At 65.2% G+C, this 11,645-nt stretch carries 7 protein-coding genes and 2 pseudogenes; 3 read left to right on the forward strand and 6 right to left on the reverse strand.

Annotated features, from left to right (window positions below; genetic code table 11):
• Positions 1–24: 24 nt before the first annotated feature.
• The 6 genes and pseudogenes from nadC to purN all read right to left on the reverse strand — a co-directional run bounded on the left by nadC (position 25) and on the right by purN (position 6,990).
• Positions 25–948 carry a carboxylating nicotinate-nucleotide diphosphorylase gene (gene nadC / locus OKW28_RS31665; protein WP_429451395.1) on the reverse strand — a complete coding sequence of 308 codons (924 nt, stop codon included), beginning with the start codon at positions 946–948 and terminating at the stop codon, positions 25–27.
• Positions 948–2,087 (reverse strand): quinolinate synthase NadA, encoded by a 1,140-nt coding sequence (gene nadA / locus OKW28_RS31670; protein WP_429454523.1) that lies wholly within the window; start codon positions 2,085–2,087, stop codon positions 948–950. The genes nadC and nadA overlap by 1 nt, the downstream gene beginning before the upstream one ends.
• A gap of 130 nt (positions 2,088–2,217) precedes the next feature.
• Positions 2,218–3,414: a DesA family fatty acid desaturase gene (locus tag OKW28_RS31675; protein WP_429451397.1), complete on the reverse strand. Its 1,197-nt coding sequence runs from the start codon at positions 3,412–3,414 to the stop codon at positions 2,218–2,220.
• Between the two features lie 200 nt (positions 3,415–3,614).
• A pseudogene (locus OKW28_RS31680) lies at positions 3,615–4,984 on the reverse strand (mechanosensitive ion channel family protein).
• A gap of 90 nt (positions 4,985–5,074) precedes the next feature.
• A complete protein-coding gene (locus OKW28_RS31685; RefSeq protein ID WP_429454525.1) occupies positions 5,075–6,334 on the reverse strand; it encodes an RsmB/NOP family class I SAM-dependent RNA methyltransferase in 1,260 nt (419 codons plus the stop codon).
• A gap of 2 nt (positions 6,335–6,336) precedes the next feature.
• Entirely contained in the window at positions 6,337–6,990 is a 654-nt protein-coding gene (gene purN / locus OKW28_RS31690; RefSeq protein ID WP_429451399.1) for a phosphoribosylglycinamide formyltransferase, read from the reverse strand.
• A 138-nt stretch (positions 6,991–7,128) separates the two neighbouring features.
• Between purN and OKW28_RS31695 the strand changes: the two genes are divergently transcribed.
• The 3 genes and pseudogenes from OKW28_RS31695 to lspA all read left to right on the forward strand — a co-directional run bounded on the left by OKW28_RS31695 (position 7,129) and on the right by lspA (position 11,638).
• Positions 7,129–8,124 (forward strand): bifunctional riboflavin kinase/FAD synthetase, encoded by a 996-nt coding sequence (locus OKW28_RS31695; protein WP_429451401.1) that lies wholly within the window; start codon positions 7,129–7,131, stop codon positions 8,122–8,124.
• 168 nt (positions 8,125–8,292) lie between these two features.
• Positions 8,293–11,132: pseudogene (gene ileS / locus OKW28_RS31700) on the forward strand (isoleucine--tRNA ligase).
• Positions 11,132–11,638, forward strand: a complete 507-nt coding sequence (lspA, locus tag OKW28_RS31705; RefSeq protein WP_090801573.1) for a signal peptidase II — start codon at positions 11,132–11,134, stop codon at positions 11,636–11,638. The pseudogene ileS and the gene lspA overlap by 1 nt, the downstream one beginning before the upstream one ends.
• Positions 11,639–11,645: the final 7 nt, after the last annotated feature.

Consider the following 11,645-nt stretch of genomic DNA (forward strand, 5'->3'; position numbering starts at 1 on the left):
CTGTCACGCTAAAACGCGCGGCGCTCAAACGATCCGCATCGAGTAGTCGGTCGCGCGCACGTCTTTGGTCAGTGCACCAATCGACACGCGGTCCACGCCAGTCTCCGCGATCGTGCGCACGGTCTCGAAATTCACGCCGCCGGACACTTCGAGCACCGCGCGCCCGGCCGTGATGCGAACCGCGTCGCGCATCATGTCGAACGAGAAGTTGTCGAGCAGGATCGACTGCGCGCCATGCGCGAGCGCAGTTTCCAGTTGTTCGAGCGTTTCGACTTCGATCTGGATCGGCACGCCCGCATTCAACGCGAGCGCCGCGTCCATCGCCGCGCCCAAGCCGCCGGCCGCGGCGATATGGTTTTCCTTGATCAGAATGCCGTCGTACAGAGCGAGCCGCTGGTTCGCACCGCCGCCGATGCGCACCGCGTACTTCTGCGCGAGCCGCAAGCCCGGGAGCGTCTTGCGCGTATCGAGAATGCGCGCGTGCGTGTGAGCAATCGCGTCGACATAGCGGCGCGTCGCGCTCGCCACGCCCGACAGCAGCTGCAGGAAATTCATCGCGTTGCGCTCGGCGGTCAGCAGCGCGCGCACCGGCCCGCGAAGATCGCAGACCGTCGTGTCGGCGCTCATGCGGTCGCCCTCGCGGTAACGCCATTGAACTACGATGCGAGGATCGACCGCGCGCATCACCGCGTCGAACCACGGCACGCCGCACAGTACCGCTTCCTCGCGCACGATGATGCGCGCGTCGCGAACGTCATCGGCAGGCACGAGGCGGCCGGTCTGATCGCCGGTGCCGATATCTTCGGCGAGTGCATCGGCGACATTGCGCGCGAGCGCCGCGTCGAACGCCACGCCATATTGCGCGTGAATCGCCGCGAAAAGCGGCGACACTGCGTCGGCCCCTTCGCGCGCCACTACCTGCTCAGGCGCCTTCTCCACCACCTTCATTACGCTGCCCCCACATTTGAATACAGTTGCGCGTCGCGCGCGAGATCGCCGCTCGCCTGCACGCGCTTCTTGTGACGCGCCGCGAAATCGAGCATGCGATCGATAGGCAGACGCGCACGCTCGCCGATCCCGCGCTCGACGAAGATTTCGTTGTGGCCGCGCTCGAGCACATCGGCCAGATTGGCGAGTCCGTTCATCGCCATCCACGGGCAATGCGCGCAGCTCTTGCAGGTCGCGCTGTTGCCGGCCGTCGGCGCGGCAATCAGCGTCTTGCCGGGCGCGGCGAGTTGCATCTTGTGCAGGATGCCGAGGTCGGTCGCGACGATGAAGTGCGTCGCGTCGAGCTTCTGCGCGGCGTCGATCAACTGCGTGGTCGAGCCGACCACGTCCGCCTGGGCGACCACGTTGGCCGGCGACTCCGGATGCACGAGCACCTTCGCGTGCGGATAATCGGCGCGCAGCAGATCGAGTTCGATGCCCTTGAATTCATCGTGCACGAGGCACGAGCCCTGCCACATCAGCATGTCCGCGCCGGTCTTGCCCTGGATGTAGCTGCCGAGATGACGGTCCGGCGCCCAGATGATCTTCTCGCCGCGCGCATGCAGATCGGCGACGATCTCCAACCCGATCGACGACGTCACCATCCAGTCCGCGCGCGCCTTCACGGCCGCGCTCGTGTTCGCGTACACGACCACCGTGCGGTCCGGGTGTGCGTCGCAGAACGCCGAGAACTCGTCGACCGGACAACCGAGGTCGAGCGAACAGGTCGCATCCAGATCCGGCATCAGAATGCGCTTGTCTGGACTGAGGATTTTTGCGGTCTCGCCCATGAAGCGCACGCCCGCGACCACCAGCGTCTGCGCTTCGTGATCGCGGCCGAAGCGCGCCATTTCCAGCGAATCGGCCACGCAACCGCCGGTTTCGTCGGCGAGTTCCTGCAATTCGGCGTCGACATAATAGTGCGCGACCAGCACCGCTTTCTCGCGCTTGAGTAATTCGCGAATGCGCGCCTTCAGCGCGCGCTTTTCTTCCGCCGACGGCGTCTCGGGCACCTTCGCCCACGCCTGCCCGATCCCGCAGGTCGTGCCCTGCGCCTGAGGCCGATCGAATTCGACGGTCCTGATCGCCTGCTTCTCCATCATCTCCTCTGCCCTCACCTGGCCGCCGCGGCTTGCCGATCGCGCTACACGCGCAATGCATTTCCACGGCCCAAAAATGTAAAACCCCGCCAACGCGGGGTTTTGTGACGTCCTGAAATTTTAATGGATTTCAGGCATAGCGACGCAGTCGCATCGCGAAGTCTTGCAGCGCCTTGATACCGCTCTGCTCTGCGCGATGGCACCAGTCCTGCAATTGCACCAGCAATTGCTCGCGCGACGCGTTGGAGCGCTCCCACATTGCCGCCAGTTCGTTGCGCATGTCGATGTAGGTCTTCAGCTTCTGGCTGTTCGCGAAAATCTGCGGCAGCTGGAGCTTCTGCGGCTCGTTCAAGCCCGCCTCTTCCTTGTGGAACCAGCTGCGCGCACCACGCATCACCTGATACTTTTCGCGCGCGCCAACTTCCTTCAGATGCGCGAGCTCCTGGCGGTATGCGCGCTTGATCGCTTTCGCGTAACGCGCCATCACTTCGTAGCGGTTCGCGAGCACGGCCTGCAGCGTGTCCTGATCGAGCACGAGCTTGCCGGTGGTCAGGCGCGGCGTCGGTGCGACCTTCTTCACTTTGGCCAGACGAAACGCCTGCATGATGCGGATGTACATCCAGCCAATGTCGAACTCGTACCACTTGTTCGACAGCTTCGCCGACGTCGCATACGTGTGGTGATTGTTATGCAGCTCTTCGCCACCGATGATGATGCCCCACGGGAAAATGTTAGTGCTCGCGTCCGACGAATTGAAGTTGCGATAGCCCCAGAAGTGCGCGAGGCCGTTGACCACGCCCGCGGCCCAGAAAGGGATCCACACCATCTGCACGGCCCAGATGGTCAGGCCGACGGCGCCGAACAGCGCGACGTTGATCACCATCATGAGGCTCACGCCAAGAATCGGGTACTTCGTGTAGACGTTGCGCTCCATCCAGTCGTTCGGCGTACCGTGACTGAACTTGCGCATCGTTTCTTCGTTTTTCGCTTCGGTGCGATAGAGCTCGGCGCCTTCGAGCAGCACCTTCCAGATGCCGCGCGTCTGCGGGCTGTGCGGATCCTCTTCGGTCTCGCATTTCGCGTGGTGCTTGCGATGAATCGCGGCCCACTGGCCGGTCAGCATGCCGGTGGTCATCCACAGCCAGAAGCGGAAAAAATGACTGGCGATCGGGTGCAGATCCAGCGCGCGATGCGCCTGGCAGCGATGCAGATAGACGGTCACGCCGATAATCGTGATGTGCGTCACGATCAGCGTGTACACGACGAGTTGCCACCACGAGAAACGCAGCAGCCCGTGGGCAAGGAAATCGAGCAAAGAATTCAACAAGGTAAGTTACCTGCAGAACGAGAGATACGAAGCACACGCGGCGCGCGTGTCATGAAAGTGAAAGCATACAGCGGGATAGGACGATATTCTACTTGAAGGGTTCCAAGTGTTTGTAACAAATAGGGATTTTTTGTGCGCAATCAAGTCGATAGCGATTGCCTGGACACTGGCGCATGCCTTGCCGCGGCGCGAAATGGGGCTTAACGGCCGTCGTTGGCGGCACGGTTGGCGGGCCTGAGCGCCGGATCGGACGTGGTGTCGGAAACCAGATCGGTCATCGCCACCGGGTGCGGCATTGCGCCGCTTGCCTGACCAACGATGCGCACCTCGCGTTGCGGGAGCGCAATAGTGATGCCGTGCTCGGAAAAGAGACGCCAGATATTGAAGTTGACAGTCGAGAGCACGCCACGCCTGCCGCTCGCCGCATCTTCGATCCAGAAACCCAACCCGAGATTGATGTCGTCCGGGCCAAAGCCGACCAGAAATGGCGTCGGCGCCGGTTCGCGCAACACCCGCGGCACGTCGGCGGCGGCCTGGGCGAGCAGCGTCATCGCCGGCTCGACGTCGGATGTGTAGGCGATCTGCACGGCCTCCCGCGCATAGCCGCGGGTCAGATACGACGACTGGTTCTGCACGACGTCGGTGATCAGCTTTTCGTTCGGAATCAGCGTCTCGATGCCGTCGAGTCCGCGCACCACGGTATAGCGTGTGCGGATCTGCGTGACGCGGCCCTGCAGGCCGCTCACGTTGATCGTGTCGCCGATCCGCAACGAGCGATCGAGAAGGATGATGAACCCCGATACATAGTTGCTCGCGATCTTCTGCATGCCGAAGCCGAGCCCAACGCCGAGCGCGACGCCGAACACGCCGAGCACCGTGATGTCGATGCCGACGATCGACGGGCTGATCAGGATCGCCGCCAGCACGAAGGCCGCTCGGCCGACGCGCGCGACCACGACCTTCAGATTCGCGTCGAGCGTCTTCGAGCGCATCAGGCGATCTTCGAACGACGAGCCGAGCCACATCGCGACAATCAACGTGACGGCGACCCACAACAGCCCCGTGATCAGCGACAGCAGCGTCATATGCGCATTACCGACGCGAAAGCTCACGCTGTCCATCCACGCGATCACGGCGTTCTGAATGCCCAACAGCGTGAGTACCATGCCGATCCATACGACTACCGACACGATCTTCTCGACGAGAAACAGCCACGGATGCTCGCCACCTTCGCGGTTGAACACCCGCCGCGCGAAGAAGAACACGATGTAGATCAGCCCGATGCCGGCGAGCGGCACCAGCGCCAGATCGAGCAGCGCGGTGTCCATGAACTGGCCGGCGATCGCCCGCGCGAGCCCACACCAGTGCCGCGCCGATCAGCGGAAAAGCCGCCCCGGTCGAGGCTTTCCATGCCGAAACGCAGGCTCTCGTAGCGCGTCGATTGCGGCCGCTTGATGCGGCGGCGCAGCGTCCGCGCGAGCAGCCACGCGACGAGCAGCGTCGCAAGCAGGATCGCGACCTGCCACAGCATCACGCGCTGACCGAAGTCGCGCGCGATGTCGCTGAACATGTGGGTAAAGTCGTATGCATGGATGTCGCCGGAATGGCCGGCGCGCGCGGATTCATCCGCCAATCCGCGCGCCGGCCTGCAGCCGGTTGCCTAGCTCTGGCGCTCGAGCACGGCGGCGAAAAAGCCGTCGGTCGCGTGGCGGTGCGGCCACAGCGACAGGTAGTCGCCCATCTCCAGCTCGATACGCTGCTCGGCAAGGACGTCGCGCACCGGCACCAGCGCGAAATCAGGGTGATCGGCGAGGAACTGCTGCACGACCGCCTCGTTTTCGGCTTCGAGAATCGAACACGTAGCATAGACGAGCCGGCCGCCCTTCTTCACGAGACGCGCCGCGCTCGTGAGAATCGACGCCTGCTTCGGCGCCAGCTCGGCGATCGACTCCGGCGACTGGCGCCACTTCAGATCCGGGTTGCGGCGCAGCGTGCCGAGGCCGCTGCACGGTGCATCGACGAGCACGCGGTCGATCTTGCCAGCCAGACGCTTGATCTTCGCGTCGTGTTCGCTGTCGATCAGCACCGGGTTCACGTTCGACAGGCCGCTGCGCGCGAGACGCGGCTTCAGCTTCGCGAGACGCCGCTCGGAGATATCGAACGCGTAGAGCCGGCCGGTCGAGCGCATTGCCGCGCCGAGCGCCAGCGTCTTGCCGCCCGCGCCCGCACAGAAATCGACGATCATCTCGCCGCGCCGAGGCGCGACCACCGAGCACAGCAGCTGGCTGCCCTCGTCCTGCACTTCGAGCCAGCCCTGCTGGAACGCGTCGAGCTTGGTGAGCGCCGGCTTGCCGACCACGCGCACCCCGAGCGGCGCGAACGGCGTCGCGCCCGCCTCGATGCCCGCCTTCGACAGCGCACCCAGCACGTCGTCGCGGCTCGCCTTGATCGGGTTCGCGCGCAGATCGAGCGGCGCCGGGTAGTTCAGCGCGGCGGCCAGCTGCGCGAGCTCGGCGGGCTCGAAGCGCGAGCTGAGCGCCTGGCTGATCCAGTCGGGCAGATTCAGGCGAATCCGCAGTGGCAGGCTTTCCGGGTCGATCTTCGCCACGTGTTCGAGCCACGTCGCCTCGGCCTCGGTGACGAACGGCTTGAGCGCCGAGCGTCCGGCCGTCTGCATCAGGCCCAGCAGCGCCATGCGGCGCGCGGGGCTGCCAGTGCCGCTTTCGGCCAGATGCGCGAACTCCATCCGGCGGCGCAGCACGGCGAACACCGCCTCGGCGATCACGCCGCGCTCGGCGTGCCCGAGCTTCGGATGCGCGCGGAAGAAGCGGCTCGTGGTGGCGTCGGCGGGGCCGTTCAGCCGCAGCACTTCGGCCAGCAGCGTTTCAGTTTGTCCAATCAGGAAACCATGCAATCTCATGCTCATGCGCCCTCTCCGGCGGTGTGACCGGCAAAGAGCCATTGCGGCTCCGACGGCGTAAGCGTGACGCGCGAGCCGTCCAGAGCGAGACGCCCTTCGACGAACCAGCGCACCGCGCGTGGATAAATGATGTGCTCGGTGGCGAGCACGCGTGCGGCGAGGGTCTGTGCGGTATCGCCCGCCTCGACAGGCACCGCCGACTGCAAGACGATCGGCCCGTGATCCAGCTTTGATGTGACAAAATGCACCGACGCGCCGTGGAACCGCACGCCGGCGTCGAGCGCCTGCTGATGGGTCTTCAGACCTGGAAAGCTCGGCAGCAATGACGGGTGCACGTTCAGCATGCGCGCTGCGTAATGGTCGACGAAGCGCTCGGTCAGCACCCGCATGAAGCCCGCGAGCACGACGAGGTCCGGCGCGAACGCGTCGATCTGCTCGGCGAGTGCCGCGTCGAAGCTGTCGCGATCCGGAAACTGGCGGTGGTCGACCACCGCCGTGGCGATGCCATGCGACGCCGCGAACGCGAGCCCCGCGGCATCGGGACGGTTGGCAATCACGGCGGCGACCCGCGCCGGCCAGCCCTCGCTCGCGCAGGCGCGCACGATGGCTTCCATGTTGCTACCCCGCCCGGAAATCAGGATGACGAGTTTTTTCATGCGCGGATTTTATCATTCGGCAATCGCCGGACCGCGACCGCGCAGCCGTCTGTTGCGCCAAGCGTTTATAATCGATTGTTTTGCGGCACCCCGCCCGCGCCCCTATTGCAATCGCAGCAACGCCTGCAACCCGCTATCGTGAGAGTCTTCCGCGGCCTTCCCAATGCCGAGAGCCGCGCGCCGTGCGCGCTGACCATCGGCAACTTCGACGGTGTCCACCGCGGCCACCAGGCTCTGCTCGCCCACGTGCGCGCGGCCGCGAACGCGCGTGGCCTGCCCGTCTGCGTGATGACCTTCGAGCCGCACCCGCGCGAGTTCTTCAACCCGGCCGGGGCGCCGCCGCGCATCGCGATGCTGCGCGACAAGCTCGAGGCGCTGCGCACCAACGGGGTCGACCGGGTCGTCGTCGAGCACTTCAATCACACGTTCGCGAGCCAGTCGCCAGATGCGTTCGTCGAGCGGATCATCGTCAACGGCTTGCACGCGCGCTGGATCATGATCGGCGACGACTTCCGCTACGGCGCGAAGCGCGCCGGCGATTTCGCGTCGCTGCGGACGGCCGGCAAGCAGTACGGTTTCGAAGTCGAACAGATGGCGACGGTCGCCGATCCGTCGGGCGCGCGCATCTCGAGCTCGGGCGTGCGCGCGGCGCTGGTCGCGGGCGACCTCGACTCGGCGCGCGCAGCGCTCGGCCGCGACTATCTGATCAGCGGCCACGTTACCCATGGCATGAAGCTCGGCCGCGATCTCGGCTTTCCGACGCTCAATCTGCCGATCACGCACAAGCGTCCGGCATTGGCCGGCATCTTCGTCGTACAGGTGCACGGCATCGCCGACCAACCGCTGCCGGGCGTCGCGAGCCTCGGCCTGCGCCCCACCGTCGACGATTCCGGCCGTGTGCTGCTCGAAGTGCACCTGCTCGATTGGCACGGCGACGCGTATGGCAAACTCGTGCGCGTCGAATTTCTGAAGAAGCTGCGCGACGAGGAGAAGTTCGTCGACCTCGAAACTCTGACCGCCGCGATCGCGCGCGACGTCGCCAATGCGCGCGCATGGTTCGCTGCGGTCGGCGCCGGCACGCCGGGCAGCCGTTCCACCGGTTTCGCCACCTCGGCCACCGACCGAATTAGATAACCGCCGCGGTTCGGGCCGGCGCGGCGCGCCGCACGAACCGTCGCCGCGCGCATCGAAGGGCGTCCGGGCTTCACGCGGAGCCGCCTGCCGGGCGCGTCCCACGCTCCTCGCGCAGCGCGCAATCCGCGCGCTGCTACGCATAGAAACGAATTCACCGCCACCCACATCATGAGCAACAAGAAAGCTGATTCGAAACCGCAGTCCCGCTACCCGGTCAACCTGCTCGACACACCGTTCCCGATGCGCGGCGACCTGCCCAAGCGCGAGCCGCAATGGGTCAAGGACTGGCAGGAACGCAAGGTGTACGACAAGATCCGCGCGCCGCCTCCAGGGGCCGCACGAAGTTCATCCTGCACGACGGCCCGCCGTATGCGAACGGCGACATCCACCTCGGTCACGCGGTGAACAAAATCCTGAAGGACATGATCGTCAAGGCGCGCAATCTGGCGGGCTTCGACGCGGTCTACGTGCCGGGCTGGGACTGTCACGGCATGCCGATCGAAATCCAGATCGAAAAGCAGTTCGGCAAGTCGCTGCCGGCGGCCGAAGTGATGCAGAAGGCGCGCGCCTACGCGACCGAGCAGATCGAGAAGCAGAAGGCGGGCTTCCGCCGTCTGGGCGTGCTCGGCGACTGGGACAATCCGTACAAGACGATGAACTTCGCGAATGAAGCCGGCGAAATCCGCGCGCTCGCGAAGATCATGGAAAAGGGCTACGTATTCCGCGGCCTGAAGCCGGTCAACTGGTGTTTCGACTGCGGCTCGGCGCTCGCCGAAGCGGAAGTCGAGTACAAGGACAAGACCGATCCGACCATCGACGTGCTGTTCAGCTTCGCCGAACCTGAGAAGACCGCGCAGGCGTTCGGCCTCGCCGCGCTGCCGCGCAACGAAGGCGGCATCGTGATCTGGACCACCACGCCGTGGACCATCCCCGCCAACCAGGCGCTGAACCTGCATCCGGAACTCGTCTACGCGCTCGTCGACACGCCGCGCGGCCTGCTGATCCTCGCTGAGGAACGCGTCGAGGCGTGCCTGAAGCTGTACGGCCTCGAAGGCACGGTCGTCGCGACGACGCCGGGCGAAAAGCTCGTGAACCTGCGCTTCAACCACCCGCTCGCGTCCGCGCATCCGGGCTACAAGCGCACCGCGCCGGTCTACCTCGGCGACTACGTGACGACCGAAACCGGCACCGGCATCGTGCACTCGTCGCCGGCGTACGGCGTGGAAGACTTCGTGTCGTGCAAGGCGCACGGCATGGCTGACTCGGACATCATCAATCCGGTGATGGGCGACGGCCGCTACATCGAGTCGCTCGCGCTGTTCGGCGGCCTGTCGATCTGGGCGGCCAATCCGCAGATCGTCGAGGCGCTGCAAGGCGCCGGCTCGCTGCTGCGCACCGAAAAGTACACGCACAGCTATATGCACTGCTGGCGCCACAAGACGCCGATCATCTACCGCGCCACTTCGCAGTGGTTCGCCGGCATGGACGTGAAGCCGAACGACGGCGACAAGACGCTGCGCGAGACCGCACTCGAAGGCATCGAGAACACGGCGTTCTATCCGTCCTGGGGCAAGCAGCGCCTCTTCAGCATGATCGCGAACCGCCCGGACTGGACGCTGTCGCGGCAGCGCCAGTGGGGCGTGCCGATGGCGTTCTTCGTGCACAAGGAAACCGGCGAGCTGCATCCGCGCACGCTGGAGTTGCTCGAACAGGTCGCGCAGCGCGTCGAGAAGGAAGGCATCGAGGCATGGCAGACGGTCGATCCGCGAGAGCTGATCGGCGACGACGCCAACCTGTACGATAAGAACCGCGACACGCTCGACGTATGGTTCGATTCAGGCACCACGCACTGGCACGTGCTGCGCGGCTCGCACAAGGACGAGCTGCAGTTTCCGGCCGACCTGTACCTCGAAGGCTCGGACCAGCATCGCGGCTGGTTCCATTCGTCGCTGTTGACCGCGTCGATGCTCGACGGCCGCCCGCCCTACAACGCGCTGCTCACGCATGGCTTCACCGTCGACGGCGAAGGCCGCAAGATGAGCAAGTCGCTCGGCAACGGCATCGATCCGCATGAAGTCGCAAACCGCCTCGGCGCGGAAATCATCCGCCTGTGGATCGCGTCGACCGACTACTCGGGCGAGCTCGCGATCTCCGAGGAAATCCTGAAGCGCGTGACGGAAGGCTATCGCCGCATCCGCAATACGCTGCGCTTCCTGCTCGCGAACCTGTCGGACTTCGACTTCGCGCAGCACGCGCGTCCGGTCGAAGACTGGCTCGAAATCGACCGTTACGCGGTGACGCTGTCGGCGAATCTGCAGAACGACATCCTCGCGCACTACGAGAAGTACGAGTTCCACCCTGTCGTCGCCAAGTTGCAGACGTTCTGCTCGGAAGACCTGGGCGGCTTCTACCTCGACGTGCTGAAGGACCGCCTCTACACGACCGCGGCGGATTCGGTCGCCCGCCGCTCGGCGCAGACCGCGCTCTACCACATCGCTCACGGGCTGCTGCGCGTGATGGCCCCGTTCCTGTCGTTCACCGCGGAAGAAGCGTGGAAGGTGTTCCAGCCCAATAGCGAGACGATCTTCACCGAGACGTACCACGCGTACCCGGCCGTGCCGGACGCGGGCGCGCTGCTCGACAAGTGGACGCTGCTGCGCGCGGTGCGCGGCGACGTGACCAAGGCGCTCGAAGAGGCGCGGGTCGCGAACCTGATCGGCTCGTCGCTGCAGGCGGAAGTCGAAATCCGCGCGAGCGGCGCGCGTTACGACGCACTCGCGAGTCTCGGCGACGACCTGAAGTTCGTGCTGATCACGTCGGCGGCGAGCGTCGTCAAGGTCGACAGCGAAGCCGATGAAGGCGTCGAAGTGATCGCGTCGAAGTACCTGAAGTGCGAGCGCTGCTGGCACTATCGCGCGGACGTCGGCGCGAACGCCGAGCATCCGTCGCTGTGCGGCCGCTGCTTCAGCAACCTGTTCGGCAGTGGCGAATCGAGGAGCGCGGCATAATGGCGAGAACCATGTCGAAAACGCGCACCGGAAGCAGTTCGCTCGCACCCTGGCTCGGCATCGCGCTGATCGTCATCCTGTTCGACCAGCTGACGAAAATCGCCGTGCGCAAGGTGTTCGCCTACGGTGTGCCGCACGAGGTCACGCCGTTCTTCAACCTGATTCTCGTGTTCAACCGCGGCGCCGCGTTCAGCTTCCTCGCGATGGCGGGCGGCTGGCAGCGCTGGGCATTCACCGCGCTCGGCGTGGTCGCGGCGCTCGTGATCTGCTATCTGCTCAAGCGGCATAGCGGGCAGAAAATGTTCTGCACGGCGCTCGCGCTGATTCTCGGCGGCGCGCTCGGCAATGTGATCGACCGGCTCGCGTACGGCCACGTGATCGACTTCCTCGATTTCCACGTGGGCGGCTGGCACTGGCCGGCGTTCAATCTCGCCGACAGCGCGATCACGATCGGCGCGATCCTGCTCGTGATCGACGAGCTGCGGCGGGTACGCGGCACACGCTAACGTCGCC

It is taken from the genome of Paraburkholderia sp. 40 (assembly GCF_050434105.1).
Classification (GTDB): domain Bacteria; phylum Pseudomonadota; class Gammaproteobacteria; order Burkholderiales; family Burkholderiaceae; genus Paraburkholderia; species Paraburkholderia tuberum.